This is a genomic window from Amycolatopsis sp. lyj-109 (assembly GCF_046548995.1).
Taxonomy (GTDB): domain Bacteria; phylum Actinomycetota; class Actinomycetes; order Mycobacteriales; family Pseudonocardiaceae; genus Amycolatopsis.
Map to the genome: position 1 here is coordinate 110,068 of NZ_JAJPWR010000023.1, position 23,022 is coordinate 133,089.

Genomic DNA, 23,022 nt, shown 5'->3' on the forward strand with positions numbered 1-23,022 from the left:
ACCATGTCCGACGTGTACGCCGATCTGGAGGCCGGGGCGGACGCCCTTGCGGACCTGGTGCACGCACACGCGGGAGCCTTGCCGCTGCCGTCCGCCCGCGCGGTCGCCGCCCACCTCGCCGAACTGACGGTCGTCGCGCGGCGGGTCGTCCTGGCCGTGGAGGGCACCGGGACCGGGCCCGCTCCCCGGATCACCGACGCCGGCCTGCTCGGCGACGCCGTGCTCGCCTGGCGTTCGGAGCACCGCAAGGCCGTCGAGCTGCTGGCCACCGCGGCCGGGGACGTCCCGTGGCCCGGTGGCCCGCTGCGGCCGTCCCTGCTGGCGGCGGCGTTGCTGACGGTCCTGTTCGCCCGCGGCCAGGACATCGCCGATGTGCTCGGCGCCCGGCTCCCGCGCGACGACGCCATCGGCCACGTCGCCTACTACGGCGTCCGCACCAGCGGCGACGTCTACGCCGGGCACGGCGGGCCGCCCGCCGGGCTGCTCCGGTTCGAAGTGACCGCGCCGTCGGGGACGCTCTGGGAATTCGGCCCCGCCGACGCGGCGGACCGGATCTCCGGCCGTGCCGAAGACTTCTGCCTGCTGTTCACCGGCCGTCGCCCGGCCGCCGGGCTGGCCGTCGAAGCCACCGGGCCGCGCGCCCGCCGATGGCTGGAACTGGTGCAGCAGCACAGAAATCCACTATGGACGTCCGAATCGGACTGATCAGGCGAAGCGGTCCGGGTCGCCCGCGCCGCGGCGGACGATCTCCGCCTCCCCCGAGGAGAAGTCGACCACCGTGGTCGGCTCGACCCCGCAGTCACCGGAGTCCACGACCGCGTCGAGCACGTGGTCGAGCTCGTCCTTGATCTCCCAGCCCTGCGTCAGCGGTTCCGGCACGTCCGGCAGCAGCAGCGTGCTGGACACCAGCGGTTCGCCCAGTTCGGCCAGCAGCGCCTGGGTGACCACGTGTGCCGGGATGCGGACGCCGACGGTCTTCTTCTTTTCGTGCATCAGCCGCCGCGGCACTTCTTTGGTGGCCGGCAGGATGAACGTGTAGCTGCCCGGCGTCGCCGCCTTGATCGCCCGGAAGACCGCGTTGTCCACGTGCACGAACTGGCCCAGCTGCCCGAAGTCCTGGCAGACCAGCGTGAAGTGGTGCCGCCGGTCGAGCTTGCGGATCGCCCGGATGCGGTCGAGGCCCTCGGGGTTGTCGAGCCGGCACCCGAGCGCGTAACACGAGTCGGTCGGGTAGGCGATCAGCCCGTCGCGCCGCACCAGGTCCGCGATCTGGCCGATGGCGCGCCGCTGGGGGTTGTCCGGGTGCACGTCGAAGTACTTCGCCATGGCCGCGAGCCTAGGGCCCGGCCCGCGGCCGCGCCCGGCGGCCCGCGTCTCCCACCTTGCTCTGCCCGCTCGCGAACCGGTGACCTGGCCCGGCGTCCGGGCGCACAATGCGCGGTGCGCACCGACACACCGTACCCAGGAGGCGATCATGACCGAACTGGCGCTGCCCGGCCTGACCCGGCAGGCCCCACCCCGGCCACGCCCCGTGCCGGCCGGGGCGTACCGGTTCGCCGGGCCCGCGGGCACGGTCACCCTGACCGGGTTGTTCGACGGGCATCGACGGCTCGTGGTGCACCACACCGTCCCCGATCGCAGCCGGCCCGCCGCCGTCGCCTCCGCCGAAGAGCTTTCGGCCGCGCTGCACACCCGGGACACCCGCCTGGTAATCGTTTCCCACGCCCCCTACACGAAGATCGAGCAGTACCGCAGGCACTTCGGGTGGGACCTGCCGGTGTATTCGGCGCTGGACACCGGGTTCGCCGCGGACTTCCCGGCGACGCGCCGCCTCGAGCGCGCCGGCCCCGGCGAGCACGACGACGACGGTCCCGGCCTGAGCTTCTTCCGCCAGGACGGGCGATCCGTGCTGCACACCGGCTCGATCGCGGTGCCGTACCTGGATTTCCTCGCGCTGGCCGGTGTCGCGCGGGGCCGGGGCCGCGGCTGACGAAGCGGACCGGACGTTCGGCCGGAGCCGGACGCACGGCGGCACGGCCACTCTTCGCCGACTGTGCCGATCGTCGCCGATCCGGCCACAGTCACGGCCGAATGGCTTGGTGACAACGGTTACGTGCAGTACAGGGGGCGGCCTACTTTCGGGCCGGATTGGTAATGCGAGCCGACGGGATGAGAGATGAGATAGGATTGGCCGGAAGCATGCAGACCGAGCTCAGCCCGGGTCACCGAACCCACTCCGTGCGACGCCACGACACCGGAGGATCGTTGCGCATGTCTCCGGTCGTCGACTCGAACCGCTCGGGCGCCCTTTCCGGGCCCTGGGGCACGAGCGCGGTCGACCGGCGGCCCAAGCTGGCGACCTACCTCGCCGGCTCGATCATCACCGTGGTCGTCGCCGGCTTCGGGGCCGTGCTGCTCGCCGGCCTCATCCCCCAGTCGGTGAGCCCGGTCGCGGCCGGTTACGCCATCCTCGCGGTCGCGCTGCTCCTCGCCATCCAACTGCTCCACTTCAGCAGGCCGTCGGTCCGCCTCGACACGAGGACCAGCCGGGTCCTGCTGGTCGTGCTGGCCCTGCTGGGCTACGTGCCGGTCTTCACCTTCGACGCCATGTGGTCGGCGATGCCGGTCTTCTTCGGCGGCGCGGTGGTGCTGGTGCTGCCCGCCCGGTTCGCGTGGCCCCTCTTCGGCCTCAACCTCGCCGCGGTGCTGTGGATCGAGCTGCGCTACGACACTCCGCTGGAGACGGTTTACACCGTCCTCGGCGTCGCCGTCTACAGCCTGGTCTTCGCCCAGCTTCCTTTGGTCGCCCGGATGATCCGCGAGCTGCACCTGGCCCGGACCGAGCTCGCCCGCCGCGCGGTCGCCGAGCAGCGCCTGGCCTTCGCCAGGGACCTGCACGACCTGCTCGGCATGAGCCTCTCGGCCATCGCCCTCAAGGGTGAACTGGTGCACCGCCTGATGCGCAAGTCGAGCGAGCAGGCGCAGGCCGAGCTGGCCGAGATCTCCGCCATCGCGCAGCGCACGCTCTCCGACGTCCGCGCGGTGTCCCACGGCTACCGCGTGTCGCTCGAGAAGGAGTTCCGCACCGCCCAGTCGCTGCTGACCGCCTCCGACATCGCCGTGCGGATCCACCTGGACCAGGGCGACCTGCCGGTCCAGGCGCGCACCCTGCTCGCCAAGGTGCTGCAGGAGGGCGTCACCTACGTCCTGCGCCACAGCGACGTCGAACACTGCGAAATCGCGGTCCAGCAGCGGCACGGCCGGGTGTCGCTGGAGATCGTCAACGACGGCGTGGGCCCCGACGACCTGCCCGCGGAGTCCGAGCTGCTCGCCCGGCTGCCGGACGAGGTGGCCGCGCTGGGCGGCACCGTGCGCAGCGGTATCGGCGAGGACGGCCGGTTCCGGCTGCTCGTCGAGCTGCCGCTGCCGGACCGGGTCGAGCCGCCGTCCACCGACGACGGCACCCAGCCGGCCGACGCGGAGTCGAGGCGGGTCCGGGTGCTCCTGCCGGTCATCTTCACCCTGTTCGGCCTCATGGCCGTCGTGCACGAGCTCCTGCTGACCACGAACGGCTGGCACATCGCGCTCGTCGCCGGGTCGCTGGCGGCGCTGCTGACCCTGCAGTTCGCCTACTTCAACCGCCCCTCCACCCGGCTGCGCTCGGGCCAGAGCATCGCGATGCTGTTCGTCCAGGCCTGCCTGATCTACCTCCCGATGCTGCCGCTGCAACGGGACTGGGTGAGCTGGCCGTCGCTGCTCATGGGCTGCGCGCTGCTGGTCCTGCCCCCGGTCGCCGGCTGGCTGGTCTTCGCCGCGAACGCCGGCTTCTACCTCTGGCTCGAGTACGTCGCAGGGCAGGCCCGCGAAGACGCCCTCTACGCGGTGACGTTCTCCGCCGGCACGGTGATGGTCGGGCTCATCGTGTTCGGCATGCTGTGGCTGGTCCGGCTGGTCGCCGAGCTCAACCACAGCCGGCGGCGGCTGGCCGAGACCGCGGTCGCCGAGGAGCGCCTGCGCTTCGGCCGCGACCTGCACGACCTGCTCGGCATGAGCCTCTCGGCGATCGCGCTCAAGAGCGAGCTGACGGCCAGGGTGCTGCCACTGGACCGCGACCGGGCGGCCGAGGAGCTGGTCGAGACCCTGGGCCTGACCAGGCAGGCTCTCTCCGACGTGCGCTCGGTGGCCAGCGGCTACCGGGAGCTGTCCCTGGACAGCGAGTCCCGCTCGGCCCGCTCCGTGCTCGCCGCCGCCGACGTCCGGGTCCAGATGGAGATGCTCCAGGACGAGCTGCCCGCGCCGGTCCGCACGGTACTGGCGGTGGTGCTGCGGGAGGGCATCACGAACGTGCTCCGGCACAGCCGGGTGGAGACCTGCGAGATCGCCCTGCACCGGGTCGACGGCGGAGTCAGCCTCGAGATCGTCAACGACGGCGTCGAGCGGTCCGGCCCGCGCCCGGTCACCCCGGCCGATCCGGCGGACGACGGAGCCGCGCGGCCCGGCACCGCGTCGGGCAGCGGCATCGGCAACCTGTCCCACCGGGTGGCCGACCTCGGCGGCGAGCTCACCGCCGGTGTGGTGGACGACGGCCGGTTCCGGTTGCGCGCCGTGGTACCCGTCTGAGAGCCGGTTTCCCGGGCGACCGGCGCTTCAGATCCAGCCGGACTCCTGGGCCAGCCGGATCGCGTCCACCCGGTTGCGGGCCCCCAGCTTCGACACCACCGTCGTCAGGTAGTTCCGCACCGTGCCCGCCGACAGGTACAGCCGGGCCGCCACCTCGACCGTCCCGTACCCCTGGGAGGTCAGCCGCAGCACGTCGAGCTCGCGGCCGGTCAGCGGGCAGTCGTCGCTGTCCCAGGCCGCCAGGGCCAGGGCGCCGTCCACCATCCGCCGTCCGGCCGCGACGCCGCGGACCGCGTGGGCCAGCTCGCCCGGCGGCGCGTCCTTCAGCAGGAACCCGCTCACCCGCGCGTCCAGCGCGCGCCTGAGCGTGCCCGGACGGCCCAGGCCGGTGAGGATGAGGGTGCGGCAGCACGGCAGCTGCTCGCGCAGCTCACCGGCGGCGGTGAGGCCGTCCTTGCCCGGCAGGTCGATGTCGATGATGGCGACGTGCGCTTCGCTGGCCCGGGCCGCGGAAAGGATCTCGGTCCCGGAAGCGACTTCGGCCACCACCTCGATGTCGGGCTCCAGCCGCAACAGCGCCACGAGCGCGCTCCGGACTATGTGCATGTCTTCGGCCACGAGCACTTTGATCACGAGGCGCCTCCGCCTTCACCAACTCCCCAGGGCCTCAGTTAAACATTTCCGCGGGACTCCCGGTTGGGCCAAGAGGGTTTACCTCGGAAAATGCACATCAACCTCGAAGCAATTCGATCCGACCACAGCAGAACGCGCTCGGACGACTACCGAAGGTAGAAAAGCCACAGCAGGGCGCGCTCGGACGACTACCGAAGGTAGAAAAGCAAAAGGTGCATGGTGGGAAATTTTCCCATCGACTGTCGCCAGTGCATGTCAGGCGCACGCCGAGGGAGCCGGCCTCCGGGGCGAATGCACCCGGGAGACCGGCTCCCTCAGGCCCGGACCAGTGCGGACGGCAGCCGGAACGGGCTCACGCGGCGAGTTCCACGTCGCGCAGCGCTTCGATGTTCGTCCCGCAAATGGAGAAGCACACCCTCGAGTCGACGCGGCTCCCCCATTGTTCGAAACAGTCGATCACGAGACCGGTCTCGATCGAATCGGCGTTTTCGACCTCGACCCCCAGATCGACGAAAAGCGCGCGGACGTCAGCGGAAATACGTGCGGACATTGAGGTCTCCCAGTGGCGAAGTAGAAAGCTTCACGTGCCATAGATAGTCCGCTCGCGGACCGTCGGGAACCAGTGCCAACATCACCTGGCATATGTGCTTTATGTCTGCTCCGCGCAGTGCGACGACTGCCCCGAATGGAGTATCAGAGGGCAGCAAACGACCGGATAACGCCGTTTCGCTCACTTTTCGCGTTCGCGCCGCCGCGATACGCGACGGGAACGCACGGCCATCCATCGGAGGACATACCCGGCCGGGCCGCCGGAAACCGCGGTAGGCGGGCCATATGCAAAACGCATGTCCGGCCCGTGCGAAACCCATCCGGAATGGTGCACTGAGCACTTAAGAAGTAGACAGCGTCCGCCCTAGAGTTCTTGTCGACAAGCATTCCGCCAGCGGCCACGCGTTTCACAGGGGAACGCGGCCACCGACGCCAGGCGAGGGGAGGAGGGCCACCATGGACGAGGTCGTACGACAGGCCATGGCGCGCGCCATCACGACCATGCGGGACCACCTGGGCGACCGGCTCACAGTCGACGACCTCGCCCGGGCCGCCATGTTCAGCAAGTTCCACTTCACCCGTGTGTTCCTGCGGGCGACCGGGCTTTCCCCCGGCCGGTTCCTGTCGGCGCTGCGGCTGGCCGAGGCCAAACGGCTGCTCGCGACGACGAGCATCTCCGTGGCCGGCATCAGCCACCAGGTCGGCTACAACAGCGTCGGCACCTTCAGCGCCCGCTTCAGCGGCAGCGTGGGGCTGTCGCCGAGCGGCTACCGGCAGACCAGGGGCCTGCCGCCGCGGATCCCCGAACGCGCTGACCAGGCCCCCTCGGGCAGCACGCTGCGCGGGAACGTCCGCTGCCCGTACGGGACCGCCGGCACCGTATTCGTCGGCTTGTTCCCGGCGAAGATCACCGAAGGCCGTCCCGCGCGGTACGCGATCCTGTCCGGGCCGGGACCGTACGCGCTGGCCGACGTGCCGCCCGGCGCCTGGTACGTCATCGCCCACACCTTCGCCGCCGGCTACGACGACGACCGCGGGCCACGGCCCTACACCGGGCTCGCCGGCCCGGTGCCGGTGCACCGCGGGGTCACCGCCGTGCTGGCCGACGTACGGCTGCGGCCGCGCCACAGCTTCGACCCGCCGGTGCTGCTGGCGCTGCCGGACCTGTGGCCGTCGGCCGTCCGGCGGCCCGTGGCGGTCTGAACGCGTCCGCCGAACCGGGGAAGGCGGTCACGCCGGGCTTCCGGCCGGCGATCGCGCGTCGTGGGGACGGCGCCGATCGCCGGCATTCCGGGCGGCGGAAATTGCCTTCCGGCGGGATCCGGTGGCGTACCATTCTCACGGGGAGACGTCCACTGGGGGAAGTGAGGTCACACCGTGATCAGAGTTTTGCTGGCCGAGGACATGGATATGGTCCGCGGCGCGCTTGTCGCCTTGCTCAACCTCGAATCCGACATCGAAGTGGTCGCGGAAGTCGATTCCGGCGACGAGATCCTCCCCGCGGCGAAGGCGGCCCATCCGGACGTCGCCGTCATCGACATCGATCTGCCCGGGAAGGACGGTCTGACGGCGGCCACCGAGATCCACGAAAGCCTGCCGGAATGCCACACCCTGATCCTCACCAGCCTCGGCCGGCCGGGCACCGTCCGCCGCGCCCTGGACGCCAAGGTGAACGGCTTCCTGCTGAAGGACGCGCCTTCGGACAAGCTGGCGAACGCGGTCCGCTCGGTGGCCGTCGGCCGCCGCGTCATCGACAGCGAGCTCGCCCTGTCCGCCTGGGAAGCCGACGACTGCCCGCTCACCCCCCGTGAGCTGGAGATCCTTTCGCTGGCCGCCCGCGGCCGCAACGTGGCCGACATCGCCGCGGACCTGTTCCTGTCGCCCGGAACGGTCCGCAACTACCTGGCCGCGTCCGTGACGAAGCTGAACGCGCGCAACCGGGTCCACGCGATCCGGATCGCCACCGAAGCCGAATGGCTGTAACGGCTCCGGACGCCGTTCACCAGGCCGGTGCCCGCAGCGGGACGACCGCGCACAGCCGGTGCGTCCCGTCCGGCCGCACCCCCACCGACAGCTCGCCGCCGAGGGCTTCCACGCGGTAGGTGAGGTTCCGCAGCCCGGAGCCGCAGTTCTCGCCCGCGGGCGGGTCTTCGCCGGCGGGCGGGACCCCGTCGTTGGCCACCTGCAGCCGCACCGCGCCCGCCACCGCCACGACCGAGAAGTCGCACCAGGCGGCCTTGCTGTGCCGAATGACGTTCGTGACGCTCTCGCGCAGGACCGCCGCCAAGGTCGTCGCCACCGGCGACGGCAGGTCGGCGGGCAGCTGCCCGTCGAAGCCGACCGTGATGCCCGCCGCCCGCAGCACCGAGGCGGCGGACCGGCACTCCTCCGCCAGCGACATCTCCCGGGACCCCGCCGCGATCGCCCGGACGTCCGCCAGCGCCTTGCGGGAGATCGTGAGCAGTTCGGCCAGCTCGGCCTGCGCGGCCTGCGGGCAGTCGTCGACCAGGCGCCGGATCAGCTCCGCCCTGAGCGTGATCGCCGAGAGGCTCAGGCCGAGCAGGTCGTGGGTGTCCCGGGAGAACCGGCGGCGTTCCTCGGCGACCACCTGGGCGGCGAACTCCCGCCTGCCGTCCTCGTCCGGGGCGGCCGCCCCGGCGAGCCACGCCAGCCCGAACACCGCGAAGGCCGTCACCGCGGTGAGCAACGCGGCTCGCAGGCCGTCCGCGACGGCCGCCGGCCCGGCGGCCCGCACGGCCAGGGCCCCGGCCCCGGCCGTCACGAGCACCAGCACCAACACCAGCACCGGGACGGCGACGCGCGGCCGGGCCACCAGCGGCAGGCTGCCCAGAAAGAAACAGCTGAACACGGCCGATGCCGCGCCGAACTCCAGCACCGGGGCCAGGCCCAGCACGGCCTGCAGCGCCAGCGCGGTGCCACGGAACCGGGTCCGCCCGCGCCCGAACGCGGCCAGGTGGACCAGGACCAGCGCCCCGCCGCACCCGCAGGCGGCCAGGACCACCGCCCGGTCCGCCGCCTCCTGCAGCGGGGTGAGGAGACAGAGCAGCCCGATGGCGACGCAGCCGCCGGCGTGCGCGAACCGGCCCGGCCGCGGCGGGAACGGGCGGCCCGCCGGACCGTCCACGGCCCCGGGCCGCGCGGGTCCCGCCCGCGGGACGAAGCCACGACGGACCCGGCGCTTTCCGGGCACGGCCGGACCGGCCGGTTTCGCTGCCGAAACCACCGCTGCGCCTCCCCAGTACGCCCAGTTGCCCCCTCGCGGAATCTCCCCAGACGTCCGCCCGGCAAATCTAACAGCCGGAACCGCGATCCGGGCGTTCCCGCCGCAGGCTCACCCGGGCAAGTTCAGGACACATTCGCCGACGCTGACCTCGGCGGGCCACTCCAGCTTCAGCGCCCGGTCGACGCGGTCGCCGGCGTCCACGGGCACGGCGTGCGCGGTCAGCCCCATGGCCTTCGCGGCGAGGGAGAACACCTGCTGCAGCGTCCCGACGTGGAGCAGGGTCGTGGCGTACGCCGCCCCGCCGAGGGCCCAGGCGATCCGCGACATGCGGGCCGTCATCGTCAGCAGCGCCGACGGCCGGGCGTGGCCGCCCGCGGCGACCATCGCCATGTCCAGCAGGCCGTCCAGGACCGGGAGGTCGTCGTTGATCAGGGTGAGCGTGTGCCACAGCGGGTCGTAGTGGTAGATCCCGCGGGCCAGGTCGTCGCAGCGGTTGATGCCGACGTAGATCTCGAGCTCGTACAGGCAGCCGACGCTGAAGTACGGCCGTTGCGACGCCTCGTGCGCCGGGCCGCCGGGCAGGTGCGCCGGGCCGACCGAGCGGACCCGGGCCGCCCGGAACAGGAACTCGCCGATCTGCCGCGCCGGCAGGGCGCGCTCGCTGAACTCCGGGCAGGTGTGGTCGCGCTCGAGCAGGCTGGTCAGCGTCGGGTCCCTGGCCGCCAGCACGGCCGGGTCCGGCCGGTACAGCGGGAACGTCGGCCCCGCGGTGACCTGTTTGACCACGGGCGGCTCGCGCATCTCGCGAGCCGCGGCCGGATCCGGCGCCGCCCCCTTCTGCCAGGTCCGGCTGCGGGTGTGGAACAGCAGGTCGCCCGGCGACCAGACACTGAGGTCGGGCCCGCCGGACTCGGCGAACCCGCCGTCGGGCCGGGCGAGCAGCACCACCCCGGCGGCGACCAGGAAGGACAGGACGTCGGCCACGACGGCCGAGGGCACCCCGGCCGTCCCGGCCAGCTCGTCGACCGTTCTCGGCGCGGCCAGCGACGACGCGATCACCACGGCGGGCGAGCTGGACAAGGCGACCTTGTACCGCGCTCCCGGCGACTCGGCGAGCAGCGTGCCACCGTCGGCGCGCAGCGAGGTGAACCGCGAGAGCCGGACGCGCCGCGCCGCCGGCAGCGGGCCGACCGGGAACGCGGGGTTCTGCGTCACCGGGATCGCCGACAGCAACGGCCCCTGGCCGTCGTTGAGCGCGAGGGAGTGCACCACCGAACCGGAGAGCCGGGTGAGCACCTTCCGCAGCGACACCCGCGACTCGTCCTGGCCGGCCACGGCCAGGTTGGCCATGGCCACCGGGCCGAGCGCCATACGGTCGAGCGACGCGCGGACTTCCTCGGGCGTGCCGGGGAACTCGTACTCCCCCCACCAGGAGATGGCGACGAGCGTCCCGTCGTCCGCGGCTTCGAGCAGGGTGTCCTCGGTCAGGGACAGCAACCGGATCGTTTCGGCGCGTCCCTCCGGGCTGTCGGCGGTCAACGGGTGCTCCTACGCGAGGGGTGAAGTGCTCTTCCGGGACACTCCAGGGTGCTAGAGGAAGATGGGGAACGGATTGAGCCGCTCGTACGGCGTCGGCTCGGCGAGCCTGCCCAGCCGCACCGGAACGTCGAACAGTCGTCCGGGCGCGTAGCGGGCCCAGAACGGCCGCAGCCCCGGCGCGAGCACCTTGACCACCGGGATCCCCACGTCGGGCCGGGTCTGGTCGAGCACGAGCAATTCCGTGCCGGCCGCCGCCAGCGTCCGGCCCAGCGCCACCACGTCGTCGCGCACGTCCGGGCGGTGGACGAACCGGAAGTCCGCCGGGACGCGCATCCGCACGCCCGCGGCGGGCCGGAGGTACGGCTGGTTGGCGACCGTCGCGTACCGGAGCCAGCGGGCCGCGTCCGGGTCGTCGAGCTCGTGTCCGAAGTGGAGCACGTCGGGGATCATCTGGTTCAGCTCGGTGACCGCGCGGCGGAGGGCGATCCGCGGGTCGAGGTGGGCCCCGAAGCCGAAGATGACGTGCTCGTGCGGCCCGTCGGTGCGCCGCGAGAGCGCCACGACCACCGGGACGCCGAGGTCCGACGTCACGTCGAGCGCCCACAGCTCGCGGCCGATGCCCGCGTAGCCGCCGATCATCTCCTCCAGCCACGGGTCGCCGACGGACGCGAGATCCACCCCCGGCACCGGCGTCCGGTTGTACCACCACAACGCGACGGCGTCCCGTTCGACGAGCTCCAGGGTGCCTTGCAGGATGGCGTCCTCGAGGCTGCTGCCGGCCGCCGCGCCGTTGGAGTCCGGGCGCAGGCCGCGGATCCCGCAGCCGGTGGGCGCGCCGTAGTACAGGAACCCGGTCGGCAGGAGGCGGCGCCGGCCCGCCAGCGTCCAGACCGGGGTCCAGTCGATCACGGCCGAGGTGTCGAAGGGCGCGCCGACGTGCTGGAACAGTCCGTGCACCGCGTTCCAGGCCGCGCGCTCCCGGTACTGCCGCTCGGCGAACAGCATGCAGTCGTTGGGGTGGACCGCCTCCGCGCCGAGGTCGTCGAACGAGGCCCGGATCCGCAGTTCGTCACCCTGGAAGTTGCCGGAGAAGCGCTCCGCCGCTTCGCAGAGCGCGCCGACCTCGGCGTCGAGGGGACTGACGCCCTTGCCGCCGTTCTCCCCGCGCAGCCCGGCCTGCAGCCCGACGACGCCGGTGAGGGCGCGGGCGATGTTCGTCCCCGACCGGTAGGCGTTGATGAACGGCGGCGCCGCCGGGTCGGGCCGGACCGCCTTCACGATCCCGGTGACCGGGCTGACGAGGTGCCGGTACCGCTCGAGCATCTGGGCCGGCGTCGCGGTGCGGTGCCCCCCGCCGGCCGAGGTGGCCTTCCGGGCCTCCCGCAGCTCGATCGGCCGGGCGGACCGCTGGGTCACGAGCGTGGCGTCCCCGCAGCCGGGGCACTGCGGGCGGCGGCGCAACTCGTGCAGCTCGCCCTGCAGGCTGAGGGTGTCGAGCACCCAGACGCTCTCCTGGCCGCGGTGGCGGTAGCCGGCCAGCCACTTGCTGGCCTCCAGCGCCACCAGGTGGGCCGCCGCCGCGGTGAGCGGCGGCAGCGCGGCGGCGGGGTGGCGCGCGGGGCCGACGTGACCGAGGACCTCCTGGGCGCACGCTTCGGCGTGCCGGTGGGCCCACAGCCGGTTGGTCAGGCACAGCCAGCACGCCGACTCGTGCGGCCGCAGCACCGGCCCGATCCAGACCTGGGCGCCGAACGGGCGCGCCAGCAGCCACGGCCGTCCGGTGCGGCGGTGCTCGGCGTCGACCTCGCCCAGCCGCGGGTCGAGGTAGTCGGTGCACAGCACCACGCTCAGGTCGGGCTCGCCGGTCCCGCCGACGACGTCGAGGGCCGCGCCCGCCAGCGCCTGCTCGACGGGCCGCGTGTCGACGTCCTCGCCGACCGCGATCAGCCGGACGTTGCCGCGGGTGTCGCCGGCCGCGACCTCGCCGGCGTCGATGCCGCACGCGTCCCAGTAGGCGAGCTCCCGTTCGTCGGCCCCGGGCCCGGCCGCCTCGCGCACGGCCACCAGGCCCGCCTCGACGAGCTGGGCCACCAGCGCCGCGACCTCCTCGGGCGCCATCCCGTCCGGCCGCGCACCGAGCACGTCGGCCAGTTCCCACGTCCCGTCCAGCAGCGGCGCGAGCGATTCGATGCGGGCGCCCCGCATCGCGATGACCCCGCGTTCGGAGAACAGGTAGGCGCCGTTGCCGTTGCTGACCTCGGCGCGCAGGTGCCGTTTGAAGCCGAGCACGCGGCCGCGCGCGTGCGACGTCGACGGGTGGAAGGCGGGCTGCACGGCCGATCCGCTCATTTCAACTCCCTGCCGCCGGTGCGCATAATCCGAGAAACCGGATTCTTCTCCGGCGGCCGGACCTGCGGCCAGTGCGCGGCACACCTACCCGGGTATGCGAAACACACGGCATTTCCCGTGAAATCCACAACGAAGGCATGCACACCGCAGTGGCCCGGCGGCCGAGCGGGTCGTCAACCTGGATCCCGAGCGCGTTAGCTAGCCGACGGGCGTGCGCGCGCGTCCGATGCGACCCACAGTGAGGACCGAGTATGACGACCACACGCACCTACGGACAGTTCTGCGGCCTGGCGCGTGCTCTCGAAATCATCGGCGAGCGGTGGTCCATGCTCGTCATCCGCGACCTGATCCTCGGCCCGAAGCGCTTCACGGACCTGCAGCGAGGCCTGCCCCGCATCCCGGCGAGCATCCTGTCGTCCCGGCTCAACGAGCTGGAGCAGGCCGGCGTCGTCCGCCGCCGCGTCCTGCCGCAGCTCGACGCCGGCCTGGTCTACGAGCTCACCGAGTACGGCAGCGAACTGGACCACATCCTGCTGGACCTCGGGCTGTGGGGCGCGCGCTCGCTCGGCTACCCGAAGGGCGACGACGTCTTCACCACCGACGCCGCCATCCTCTCGCTCTACACGACGTTCCAGGAGGAAGCCGCGCGCGGCGTGCACGTGACGTACGTGCTGCGCCACAGCGACTCGCTGATCATCCACGCCATGATCGACGACGGAACGCTGAAGGTGAGCAGCGGCGACCACCCCTCGGCGGACATCGTCATCGAGCCGCAGGGGCCGGAGCTGATCAACCTGTTCAACGGCAACCTGACCGCGGCCGAGGCGATGGCGTCCGGCCGGGTGAAGATCGAAGGCGCGTTCGCGCACCTGGAGCTGTTCACCAAGCTGTTCCGGATCCCCCCGAAGCCGGAGCTCTCCGACGGCCTCACCCTGCACTGAGCCGCCCCGGGGTGCGGCCGGCCGACCCGGCGAAATGGGCAATCCGGAGTAACGGAGCGGGCCGCCGGGAGCGTTATCGTCGGAAAGCCGAGATTCGGTCCTTCGAGAAGGGGCACTTGCATGTCGACCTCCGAGTTCGTTCGGCCGGCCGGCTTCCTGGGGACGCTCAACGGGAAGTACCACAACCGGGCCCTCGCCGTGTTCATGGTGATCGTGCTGGCCCACTGGGCCGAGCACATCGTCCAAGCCGTGCAGATCTACGGGCTCGGGTGGCCCACCTCGCGGGCGCGGGGAGTGCTCGGGGTGCCGTTCCCGTGGCTCATTTCGCAGGAATGGCTGCACTACGGCTACGCGCTCGTGATGCTGGTGTTCCTGTGGATCCTGCGGTACGGCTTCGCCGGCCGGTCACGGCAGTGGTGGAACCTCGCGCTCGCCATCCAGTTCTGGCACCACATCGAGCACCTGCTGCTGTTCATCCAGGCGCAGTCCGGCTGGCGGCTGGGCGGCGGCAAGGTGCCCAGCAGCATCGTCCAGCTGCTGATCCCCCGGGTCGAGCTGCACCTGTTCTACAACACGATCGTCACCATCCCGATGATCGTCGCGGTCGTCCTGCACCGGCGCGCCTCGGCCGCCGAGCGGGAGCTGACCCAGTGCCTCTGCGGCGCGCCGAAGCAGCCCGCGCTCGCCGCGTGAAGCGCGCGCTGGCCCTGCTGGCCTTCCTGATCGGCTGGCTGGTGCTCGGCGCGACTCCGGCTTTCGCGCACGTCGAGATCGTCTCGTCGACCCCCGGGGACGGCGCCCGCCTGAGCGCGGCGCCGTCCCTGGTGTCGGTCACCCTATCGGAGAACGTCGGGATCCAGCCGGGGTCGATCAAGGTCGTCGACCTCGAGGGCAGGCAGGTGGACACCGGCCCGGTGTTCCAGCCCGGCGAGGCCGCGGAGCAGGTCGCGGTGCGGCTGAAGCCGGGGCTGCCGGACGGCACCTACCTGGTCGAATACGCCTTCGTCTCGGCCGACTCCCACCCGGTGCGCGGCACCTTCGCGTTCGTGGTGGGTACCGGGCCGATGGTGACGTCGGCCGGCGCGGTGTCGGCGGCGACCGGCACCGACGCGGCCGTCGACGCCGTGTCGACGGGCGCGCGCTGGCTGGCCTACCTCGGAGTCGTGCTGCTCGGCGGGCTGGCGTTCGTGGTGCTGTGCCGTCCGGCGGCCCGCGCCGACCCCCGTGCCCGGCGGCTGCTGCGCTGGGGCGCCGGCCTCGTCGCGGCGACGACCGTCGCGGCGTTCGTGCTGCAGGGCCCGTACGCGGCCGGGCGGAACCTCGAAGCGGTGTTCGACACCCGGCTGCTGGCGGACACCCTGCGCGTCGCCTACGGGAAGCTGCTGCTGCTCCGGCTGGCCGCGGTGGCCGTGCTGGCGCTGTTGCTCCCCCGGCTGCTGCGGCCGGACCTTCCGGAACGGCTGCGCTCCCGCTACGAGAACCTGGCCGTGGTGACCGGCTTCCTCGTGCTGCTGACGTTCTCGGCCACCGGCCACCCGGTCACCGACCCGATCATATTCGTCTCGGTCTCGGCGGACCTGGTGCACTTCGGCGCGATCGCCGTCTGGGCGGGTGGCCTGGCCCAGCTGGCCCTGTGCCTCCACCGCCCGGCAGCCGACGAGGACCTGGCTCCCGTGGCGACGCGCTTTTCCCGCATCGCGGGCGGAGCGGTGACGGCCATCGCGCTCAGCGGCACCGTGCTGGCGCTGCGCATCATGCCGTCGCTGCCGTCCCTCTGGACGACCCGGTTCGGCCTGCTGGTCCTGCTGAAGATCGCGGGCTTCGCGGTGCTGCTGGCGGTGGCGAGCCGCTCCCGCCGGGCGGTGCGCCGGAGCCTGACCCCGGCGGCACCGCCGGAAGGCGCGACGAAGACGGTGACGGCGGACCTGCGCCGCCTGCGCCAGGCAGTGGTGGTGGAGGTGCTGCTCAGCGTCGTGGTGCTGGCCCTGGCCGCCCTCCTGACGGTCACCCCGCCGTCCGGCTGAGCCCCGCCGCCCGTCAGACGCCCGGCTGGGCGGGCGGCGCGAACGGCCCCCAGCCGAACGCGGGCAGCCACGGCTCGGGCGCCGTGCTCCAGGCCAGGGCCGCGAGCTGGGCAAGGGACCGTCGTCCGGCCAGGGAGCGGTAGAGGTCGTGGGTGGGCGCGGTCACCGTCGCCGCCGGACGGCCATCACCTGCCGTCCACTCCGCACCCGACGTCGTGCACAGCCGCAGCGACGGCAACCGGCGTGCCGTGATCGAGCCTGACAGTCCGCTGACCAGCACTTCGAAGCTCGGCGCCTCGGCCGCGTGGTCCTCCGGCGGCGCGACGCCGAGGGCCGCGCACAGGTCCAGCTCGTGGGTGTAGGCGTCCATCACCATCACCGCGCCACTGCGCCCGCCCGCGTCCTCGAGCCGCCGGTCGAGCTCCTCGCCGACGTCGTCCCAGTGGTCGAGCAGCTCCGGCACCGCCACGGCCCCGGCCGGCGACACCGGGCCGCCGCCGTGGCGCGCCAGGACCCGCCCGGCGATCGCCGTGAGGTGGCCGAGCAGGTCCGTGACAGTCCACTCCGGACACGCCGGGACCCGGTGGAACCACGCGCCGGGCCGTCCCCCGAGCAGGTCGCGGACGCCGCGGCGCACGGCGCGGTAGGCCACGAAGTCCGGAACCGGCAGGCTCGCTGTCACGAGTCCTCCTCGCCTGGCACGATCGGGGGCGTCCGGCCCAGTATGCCCAGGTGACGGCGCCGCGGTTCTCCCCGCTTGCCGGCCACCGGAAACCCTGGAGGTCACGAACTTGCCCACCCTGTGGTCCACGCCGGCGCAGTGGAGCCTGCTGCCGCCGGTCCTGCTCGCACTCCTGCTGAGCGTCGCCATCGGGCTCGAACGCGAGGCCGGCATGAAGGCCGCCGGGCTGCGGACGCACAGCCTGGTCGGCGTCGGCTCGGCCGTGTTCATGCTGGTGTCGAAGTACGGCTTCGCCGATCTGCTCGGCTTCGAGCACGTCTCGCTCGACCCGTCGCGGATCGCCGCCCAGATCGTTTCCGGCATCGGCTTCATCGGCGGCGGGCTGATCTTCGTCCGCCGGGACGCGGTGCGCGGGCTGACCACGGCGGCGACGATCTGGCTGACCGCCGCGGTCGGCACGGCGTGCGGGGCCGGGCTGCCGGTGCTCGCGGCCGGCACGACGATCGGGCATTTCGTGGTGACCCGGGGCTTCCCGCCGCTGCAGCGGTTCGTGGCCCGGCACCGCCGGGAACCACCGGTGGTCCGGCTGAGCTACCTCGACGGCCACGGCGTGCTGCGCGCGGCGCTGGCCGTGTGCACCGGGCGCGGGTGGGCGGTGCACCACGTCGAGGTCGACCACGAATCCGTTTCCGAAGAGGGGCAACGGATCGCGGTCGTGACGCTGCGCCTGGACGGCCGCGGTGATCTCTACGACCTGGCCGCCGAACTGGCCGAGCTGCCCGGCGTCCGGAGCACGTCCACCGGTCTCGGAGAACCGCTCGACGAATGATCGGCCGCCCGGGCAGCGCGCGGAGGCGGGTTTGCGGCACACTGGGGTGCACACGGAAATCCCCGGTGCCGCAAGGAAAACGTGCGGCCCAGGAGAAACCATCCAATTCGGAGGTGAGGCATGGCCCCCGGCGGCGGCGAGGACGTGGCGAACACGCAGCCCGGATTCGACCTGGCGTGGCGCGGTTTTCACCGCGCCCAGGTCGCGGAGTACGTCGCGTGGGCCGAGGCCGAGATCCGCAGACTCACCGCGGAGCGGGACTCCGCGCGGCGCCGCGGGACCGCGCTCGCCGAGGAGAACCACGAGCTGCGTGTCAAGATCGACCGGATCAGCATGACCCCGATCCCCGCGGACGCCCTGCAGGAGCGCTCCCGCCGGATGATCGAGCTGACCCGCGAGGAAGCGGCCGAAATCACCGCGGCGGCAACGGAAACCGCGGAGCGGATCCGCCGGGAGGCCGAGGCGGAGGCCGTCCGGCTCACGGAGAAGGAACGCCGGCTGGTCGCCGAGGCGGAGGCCGAACGCGAGCGGCAGCGCGCCGAGCACGAGGAACTCCTGCGCGCGGCCGAGCAGCGTCGCAAGGAACTCGACGAGGCCGCGGCACACCGCCGTGCCCAGCTGGAAGAGGACCACACCCGCGCGATGACGGTGCGCCGCGCCGACGCGATGCGCGAGCTGGGCGAGCAGTCTGCGGCCGCCCGAGCGAAGGCCGACCAGGTGGTCGCCGAAGCGCGGCAACACGGCGAAACCCTGGTCACGACCGCGGAAACCGAGCTGGCCGCGGCCCGGGAGAAGGCCGAGAAGCTGGTCACCGACGCGACCAAGCACGGCGAATCCCTGGTCGAGGCGGCGCAACGCGAGGTCACGGCCCTCGCGGAGGTCCGCGACAAGCTCAAGGCGAGCCTGACGGGCTGCCGGGCGTTGCTGGCCGACGCGGCCGTCGCCCTCGACGACCGTCCCGCGTCGTTCGACCCGGAAGCCACCCTGCCGATGTCGAAAAGAGTGCCGATCCAGCGCCGGTCACCGGCGGACGACCTCACCGACGCGGTAGGTTGACCTGCGCCGCGGCATCGGCGCAGGTCAGGACGTCGTGACGGTCGGCAGTCCCCACGGTGGCTTCACCGGGACCGCGGGAGCCGGTCCTTGACCGAAGCCGCGCCGTTCCCCCCGCGGCGGGTGTTCGCGCTGGTCGCCGCGGTCATGACGCTCGCCGCGTCGACCACGCTGGCCAACCGCGTGCTGCCCGGCTGGGCGTACCCGGTGTGCGGGCTGGTGGCGGCGCTCGTGCTGGTCGCGCTGGGCCGGGCGGCCGGCTGCTCGTGGACGGACCTGGGCTGAGCCGGCTCCGGCGTCCCGCGCTCGTCGGCCTGGCCGGCGCGGCTTCGGTGGCGGTCGTCTTCGGGATCGCGCTGGCCGTGCCGTCGCTGCGCACGGTCTACCAGGACGGCCGCGTCGGCGACCCCGATTTCGCGCAGCTGCTGTGGCTGACCTGCGGCCGGATCCTGTTCGGCACGGTACTGATCGAGGAGGTCGCGTTCCGCGGTGTGCTGCCCGGTCTGTTCGGCGCGGACGACGACCGGTGGCGCTGGCCGCCGATCCTGTGCTCGGCCGCGCTGTTCGGGCTCTGGCACGCGCTGCCGGCCCTCGCCATCGGCCGCAACGCCGCCGTGCACGCCGTGTTCGGCTCGACGCCGGTGGTGGTGCTGCAGGTGCTGGCGATGGCCGCGGCGGGCGTCGCCGGGATCTTCCTGCACTGGTGGCGCCACCTCGGCCGGGGCGTGCTCGCGTCGGTGATCGTGCACTTCACGACGAACGCGGGCGGCCTCACCCTGGCCGTGCTGGTCCGCTAGGACCGCACCAGCCGCGCGATGGCGTCCGAAGCTTCCCGGACCTTCAGATCGGCTTCCTCGCCGCCCGCCGCGGCCGCCTGGACGACGCAGGTGGCCAGGTGCTCGTCGAGCAGTTCGAGCGAGAACGACTGCAGCGCCTTCGTCGCCGCGGAGACCTGGGTCAGGATGTCGATGCAGTACTTGTCCTGCTCGACCATGCGCTGCAGCCCGCGGATCTGACCCTCGATCCGGCGCAGGCGCTTCAGATAGGCTTCCCGCTCGGTGCTGTAACCCGTCATCGCCCACCTGTCCCCGTCGTCGGCATTCCTCACCCCGACTATACCCTCCCGGGGTGTCAGCGGAACCGGCGCAACCGCAGGCTGTTGCTCACCACGAAGGCCGACGAGCAGGCCATCGCCGCCCCCGCGATCATCGGGTCGAGCAGGCCGAGCGCCGCGAGCGGCAGCGCCGCCACGTTGTAGGCGAACGCCCAGAACAGGTTCCCCTTGATCGTGGCGAGGGTGCGGCGGGCCAGCCGGATCGCGTCGGCCGCGGCCCGCAGGTCTCCTCGCACCAGCGTCAGGTCGCCGGCTTCGATGGCCGCGTCGGCGCCCGTGCCCATCGCCAGGCCCAGGTCGGCCTGCGCGAGCGCGGCCGCGTCGTTGACGCCGTCACCGACCATCGCCACCACGCGGCCCTCCGCCTGCAGCCGCTTGACGACGTCGACCTTGCCCTCGGGCAGCACCTCGGCGACGATCTCGCCGATCCCGGCTTCGGCGGCGATCGCCCGCGCCACGCCCGCGTTGTCACCGGTCAGCAGGATCGGCTCCAGGCCGAGTTGCCGCAATTCGGCGACGGCCCGCGCGGACGTCGGCTTGATCGTGTCGGCGACGGCCAGCGTCCCGTGCAGCTCGCCGTCCCAGGTCACCCCGACCGTGGTCACGTCGCCACCCGGCGCCCGCCCGACGCTGACGACGCGTCCTTCGACCACCCCTGCCACGCCGACACCCGGCGTGCTGCGGAATTCGGTGACGGCGGGCAATGCGCCGAAGCGCTCGCGGGCGGCGTCGGCGATGGCGCGGCCGATCGGGTGTTCGGAAGCGGCCTCGACGGCGCCCGCGAGCCGGAGCACCTCGCCGTCGCCCTCGACGAGCGTCATCCGGCCGGTGGTGACGGTGCCGGTCTTGTCGAGCACGACGGTGTCGACGCGCCGGGTCGACTCGAGCACCTCGGGCCCCTTGATCAGGATGCCCAGCTGCGCACCGCGGCCGGTGCCGACGAGCAGTGCCGTCGGCGTCGCGAGGCCGAGCGCGCACGGGCAGGCGATGATCAGCACGGCCACGGCCGCGGTGAACGCCGCGTCCGCCGAGCCGCCGGTCGCCAGCCAGCCGACGAGGGTCGCCAGCGCGGCGAAGACGACCGCCGGGACGAACACCGCCGAGACCCGATCGGCCAGGCGCTGGACCTCGGCCTTGCCGTTTTGCGCCGACTCGACGAGCCGCGCCATCTGCGCCAGCCGGGTGTCCGCGCCGACGCGCGTGGCGCGCACGAGCAGCCGCCCGCCGACGTTGACGGTGGCACCGGTGACCGCGTCGCCCGGACCGACCTCGACCGGGACCGACTCGCCGGTCAGCATGCTGGTGTCGACCGCCGACCCGCCTTCTGTGACCACGCCGTCGGTGGCGATCTTCTCGCCGGGCCGGGCCACGAAGACGTCACCGACCTGCAAGTCCTTGATCGGGACGAGGTGCTCTTCGCCGTCGAGGAGCACGGTGACGTCCTTCGCCCCGAGGTCCATGAGGGCGCGGAGGGCGGCGCCGGCCCGGCGCTTCGACCGCGTCTCGAAGTGGCGGCCGGCCAGGATGAACGTGGTGACCGCGGCGGCCACCTCGAAGTACAGGTGGTGGTGGCCGTCGCCGAAAACGAGCGCGTACAGCGACCAGGCCACGGAAGCGACGACGCCGAGTGAGATCAGCGTGTCCATCGTGGCGGTGGCGTGCCGCAGGTTGACCGCGGCGGCGCGATGGAACGGCCACGCGCCCCAGGTCACGACCGGGGCGGCGAGGACGAGCGACACCCACGGCCAGGCCGCGGACTGCCAGGCCGGGACCATCGCGACGACGACCAGCGGGACAGTGAGCGAGGCAGACACCAGCAAACGTTTGCGCAGCTCGCGTGTGTCATCCGGCGCCTCGGGCTCGGGCAGCCGTGCCGAGTAGCCGGCGGCTTCGACGACGGCCTTGAGGTCGTCGACTGACAGCCCGCTCGGGTAGCTGACCTGGGCTTTCTCGGTGGCGTAGTTGACCGTCGCGGTCACGCCGTCGACCTTGTTGAGCTTCCGCTCGACGCGAGCCGCGCAGGACGCGCACGTCATCCCGCCGATGGCGAGCTCGACGCGGGCCGCGGCCGACACCTCGGTGGAGTTCACGCGACCAGGCGGTAGCCGGCCTCGGTGACGGCGGCGGCGACCGCGTCAGTGGTCAGCGGCGCGTCGCTGGTCACGGTCACGCGGCCGCTCTCGACGTCGACGTCCACGCTTTGGACACCGTCGATCTCGGAGACCTCCTCGCGGACCGAGGTGGCGCAGTGCCCGCAGGTCATGCCCTCGACGGTGTAGGTCGCTTCGGCCATCTCCCGCTCCTTTCGCTCTCCTTCCTTTATACCCATCGGGGGTAGGGGTTCACCGATCGCCCCCGGCACACTCCCGGCATGCGGAAGATCTACGCGATCGGGATCGGCGCCGGCGACCCGGAGCACCTGACGGTGCAGGCCATCGACCGGCTCAACCGCGTCGACGTGTTCTTCGTGCTCGACAAGGGGGCGGAGAAGAGCGACCTGGTCCGGTTGCGGCAGGAGACCCTCGACCGGTTCGTGACGCGCCCTGGCTACCGCGTGGTGCTGGCGGAGGACCCGCCCCGCGACCGGACCCCGGCGGACTACCGGGCCGCGGTCGCCGACTGGCACGCGGCCCGCGCGGCCGTGTACGAGGACCTGATCCGCTCGGAACTGGGGCCCGCCGAATCCGGCGCCTTCCTGGTGTGGGGCGACCCGTCGCTGTACGACAGCACGATCGCGCTGATCGAGGCGGTGCTGGCCCGGGGGAACGTGGAGTTCGAGTACGAGGTCGTCCCGGGCATCAGCAGCATCTCGGCGCTGGTGGCCCGGCACCGGACGACGATGAACCAGATCGGCCGCGCGGTCCAGCTGACGACTGGCCGCCGATTGGCGACGGGCTGGCCGGAGGGCGTCGACGACGTGTTCGTGCTGCTGGACGCCCACACGACGTTCGACCGCTTCACGTCGGAGGGCCTGCACATCTTCTGGGGCGCTTACATCGGCACGCCGGACGAGATCCTGCTGTCCGGTCCGCTCACCCCGGCGCTGGCGGCGCACATCCGTGAGGTGCGGGCGGAGGCGCGGGAGCGGCGCGGCTGGATCATGGACACGTACCTGCTCCGGCGGCCGGCCCGGGAATAGCGGAAGGCCCCGGGAGAACCGTGGGGTTCTCGACCGGGGCCTTCCGTTCAAGTAAGTTCGGCGGTGTCCTACTCTCCCACAACCCTTCGGTTGCAGTACCATCGGCGCTGTCAGGCTTAGCTTCCGGGTTCGGAATGGGACCGGGCGTTTCCCTGACGCTATAACCACCGAAACATCTTGAAACAACACACACCATGTGCTGGTGTGGTGTTTCAGAACCGTAGAGTGGATGCGTAACATCTTTGTAGACAAGTCCTCGGCCTATTAGTACCAGTCAACTCGACAACACATTACTGTGCTTCCATT

The 23,022-nt window shown here is 72.3% G+C and carries 21 protein-coding genes, 1 rRNA gene and 1 pseudogene; 12 read left to right on the forward strand and 11 right to left on the reverse strand.

Going from position 1 to position 23,022, the window contains the following annotated elements:
* Nucleotides 1–3: 3 nt before the first annotated feature.
* Nucleotides 4–705, forward strand: a complete 702-nt coding sequence (locus tag ACLJQF_RS38040; protein ID WP_410615126.1) for a maleylpyruvate isomerase family mycothiol-dependent enzyme — start codon at nt 4–6, stop codon at nt 703–705.
* Here the strand turns inward: ACLJQF_RS38040 and ACLJQF_RS38045 are convergent, their stop codons facing one another.
* Nucleotides 706–1,326, reverse strand: coding sequence for an L-threonylcarbamoyladenylate synthase (locus tag ACLJQF_RS38045; RefSeq protein WP_410615127.1), 621 nt, complete (start codon nt 1,324–1,326; stop codon nt 706–708).
* Between the two features lie 148 nt (nt 1,327–1,474).
* On the opposite strand from ACLJQF_RS38045, the gene ACLJQF_RS38050 reads away from it, so the two are divergent.
* Both ACLJQF_RS38050 and ACLJQF_RS38055 read left to right on the forward strand, forming a co-directional pair.
* The gene (locus ACLJQF_RS38050; protein ID WP_410615128.1) at nt 1,475–1,990 is read left to right on the forward strand and encodes a DUF899 family protein; all 516 of its coding nucleotides are present in this window, start codon (nt 1,475–1,477) and stop codon (nt 1,988–1,990) included.
* 281 nt (nt 1,991–2,271) lie between these two features.
* Nucleotides 2,272–4,620 carry a sensor histidine kinase gene (locus ACLJQF_RS38055; protein WP_410615129.1) on the forward strand — a complete coding sequence of 783 codons (2,349 nt, stop codon included), beginning with the start codon at nt 2,272–2,274 and terminating at the stop codon, nt 4,618–4,620.
* Nucleotides 4,621–4,647: 27 nt separating this feature from the next.
* Here the strand turns inward: ACLJQF_RS38055 and ACLJQF_RS38060 are convergent, their stop codons facing one another.
* Nucleotides 4,648–5,253 carry a DNA-binding response regulator gene (locus tag ACLJQF_RS38060; RefSeq protein ID WP_410615130.1) on the reverse strand — a complete coding sequence of 202 codons (606 nt, stop codon included), beginning with the start codon at nt 5,251–5,253 and terminating at the stop codon, nt 4,648–4,650.
* Nucleotides 5,254–5,605: 352 nt separating this feature from the next.
* Nucleotides 5,606–5,803 (reverse strand): hypothetical protein, encoded by a 198-nt coding sequence (locus ACLJQF_RS38065; RefSeq protein WP_410615131.1) that lies wholly within the window; start codon nt 5,801–5,803, stop codon nt 5,606–5,608.
* Between the two features lie 455 nt (nt 5,804–6,258).
* Between ACLJQF_RS38065 and ACLJQF_RS38070 the strand changes: the two genes are divergently transcribed.
* Both ACLJQF_RS38070 and ACLJQF_RS38075 read left to right on the forward strand, forming a co-directional pair.
* Nucleotides 6,259–7,005: a helix-turn-helix domain-containing protein gene (locus ACLJQF_RS38070; protein WP_410615132.1), complete on the forward strand. Its 747-nt coding sequence runs from the start codon at nt 6,259–6,261 to the stop codon at nt 7,003–7,005.
* Nucleotides 7,006–7,179: 174 nt separating this feature from the next.
* Entirely contained in the window at nt 7,180–7,785 is a 606-nt protein-coding gene (locus ACLJQF_RS38075) for a DNA-binding response regulator (protein ID WP_191307843.1), read from the forward strand.
* 16 nt (nt 7,786–7,801) lie between these two features.
* Here the strand turns inward: ACLJQF_RS38075 and ACLJQF_RS38080 are convergent, their stop codons facing one another.
* The 3 genes from ACLJQF_RS38080 to ACLJQF_RS38090 all read right to left on the reverse strand — a co-directional run bounded on the left by ACLJQF_RS38080 (nt 7,802) and on the right by ACLJQF_RS38090 (nt 12,934).
* Nucleotides 7,802–9,046 carry a sensor histidine kinase gene (locus ACLJQF_RS38080; RefSeq protein WP_410615133.1) on the reverse strand — a complete coding sequence of 415 codons (1,245 nt, stop codon included), beginning with the start codon at nt 9,044–9,046 and terminating at the stop codon, nt 7,802–7,804.
* A gap of 108 nt (nt 9,047–9,154) precedes the next feature.
* Nucleotides 9,155–10,585 (reverse strand): SagB/ThcOx family dehydrogenase, encoded by a 1,431-nt coding sequence (locus tag ACLJQF_RS38085; protein ID WP_410615134.1) that lies wholly within the window; start codon nt 10,583–10,585, stop codon nt 9,155–9,157.
* A 51-nt stretch (nt 10,586–10,636) separates the two neighbouring features.
* Nucleotides 10,637–12,934: a TOMM precursor leader peptide-binding protein gene (locus ACLJQF_RS38090; RefSeq protein ID WP_410615135.1), complete on the reverse strand. Its 2,298-nt coding sequence runs from the start codon at nt 12,932–12,934 to the stop codon at nt 10,637–10,639.
* A 251-nt stretch (nt 12,935–13,185) separates the two neighbouring features.
* Here ACLJQF_RS38090 and ACLJQF_RS38095 point away from each other — a divergent pair, with 251 nt between their 5' ends.
* From ACLJQF_RS38095 to ACLJQF_RS38105, 3 genes are all read left to right on the forward strand, one after another.
* Nucleotides 13,186–13,875, forward strand: coding sequence for a winged helix-turn-helix transcriptional regulator (locus ACLJQF_RS38095; protein ID WP_410615136.1), 690 nt, complete (start codon nt 13,186–13,188; stop codon nt 13,873–13,875).
* Nucleotides 13,876–13,995: 120 nt separating this feature from the next.
* Nucleotides 13,996–14,568: a hypothetical protein gene (locus ACLJQF_RS38100; protein WP_410615137.1), complete on the forward strand. Its 573-nt coding sequence runs from the start codon at nt 13,996–13,998 to the stop codon at nt 14,566–14,568.
* The gene (locus ACLJQF_RS38105; protein WP_410615138.1) at nt 14,565–15,899 is read left to right on the forward strand and encodes a copper resistance CopC/CopD family protein; all 1,335 of its coding nucleotides are present in this window, start codon (nt 14,565–14,567) and stop codon (nt 15,897–15,899) included. Before ACLJQF_RS38100 ends, ACLJQF_RS38105 begins: the two co-directional genes overlap by 4 nt.
* Nucleotides 15,900–15,912: 13 nt before the next feature.
* Here the strand turns inward: ACLJQF_RS38105 and ACLJQF_RS38110 are convergent, their stop codons facing one another.
* On the reverse strand, nt 15,913–16,581 hold the full coding sequence (locus ACLJQF_RS38110) for a maleylpyruvate isomerase family mycothiol-dependent enzyme (RefSeq protein ID WP_410615139.1): 669 nt from the start codon (nt 16,579–16,581) through the stop codon (nt 15,913–15,915).
* A 109-nt stretch (nt 16,582–16,690) separates the two neighbouring features.
* Between ACLJQF_RS38110 and ACLJQF_RS38115 the strand changes: the two genes are divergently transcribed.
* The 3 genes and pseudogenes from ACLJQF_RS38115 to ACLJQF_RS38125 all read left to right on the forward strand — a co-directional run bounded on the left by ACLJQF_RS38115 (nt 16,691) and on the right by ACLJQF_RS38125 (nt 19,260).
* Complete coding sequence (locus tag ACLJQF_RS38115; protein WP_410615140.1) at nt 16,691–17,410, forward strand: MgtC/SapB family protein; 720 nt, start codon at nt 16,691–16,693, stop codon at nt 17,408–17,410.
* Nucleotides 17,411–17,530: 120 nt separating this feature from the next.
* Nucleotides 17,531–18,466: a M protein gene (locus ACLJQF_RS38120; RefSeq protein WP_410615141.1), complete on the forward strand. Its 936-nt coding sequence runs from the start codon at nt 17,531–17,533 to the stop codon at nt 18,464–18,466.
* 144 nt (nt 18,467–18,610) lie between these two features.
* Nucleotides 18,611–19,260: pseudogene (locus ACLJQF_RS38125) on the forward strand (CPBP family intramembrane glutamic endopeptidase).
* On the opposite strand, the gene ACLJQF_RS38130 reads toward ACLJQF_RS38125, so the two are convergent.
* Genes ACLJQF_RS38130 through ACLJQF_RS38140 form a run of 3 tightly spaced genes read right to left on the reverse strand, consistent with a single transcriptional unit; the run spans nt 19,257 to nt 21,870 of the window.
* On the reverse strand, nt 19,257–19,538 hold the full coding sequence (locus ACLJQF_RS38130; protein ID WP_370966750.1) for a metal-sensitive transcriptional regulator: 282 nt from the start codon (nt 19,536–19,538) through the stop codon (nt 19,257–19,259). The pseudogene ACLJQF_RS38125 and the gene ACLJQF_RS38130 overlap by 4 nt on opposite strands.
* Nucleotides 19,539–19,594: 56 nt before the next feature.
* Nucleotides 19,595–21,667, reverse strand: coding sequence for a heavy metal translocating P-type ATPase (locus ACLJQF_RS38135; protein WP_410615142.1), 2,073 nt, complete (start codon nt 21,665–21,667; stop codon nt 19,595–19,597).
* The gene (locus tag ACLJQF_RS38140) at nt 21,664–21,870 is read right to left on the reverse strand and encodes a heavy-metal-associated domain-containing protein (protein WP_191307862.1); all 207 of its coding nucleotides are present in this window, start codon (nt 21,868–21,870) and stop codon (nt 21,664–21,666) included. The genes ACLJQF_RS38135 and ACLJQF_RS38140 overlap by 4 nt, the downstream gene beginning before the upstream one ends.
* A 78-nt stretch (nt 21,871–21,948) precedes the next feature.
* On the opposite strand from ACLJQF_RS38140, the gene cobF reads away from it, so the two are divergent.
* A complete protein-coding gene (gene cobF / locus ACLJQF_RS38145; RefSeq protein ID WP_410615143.1) occupies nt 21,949–22,716 on the forward strand; it encodes a precorrin-6A synthase (deacetylating) in 768 nt (255 codons plus the stop codon).
* Nucleotides 22,717–22,771: 55 nt separating this feature from the next.
* On the opposite strand, the gene rrf is transcribed toward cobF, so the two are convergent.
* A 5S ribosomal RNA gene (gene rrf / locus ACLJQF_RS38150) occupies nt 22,772–22,888 on the reverse strand.
* Nucleotides 22,889–23,022: the final 134 nt, after the last annotated feature.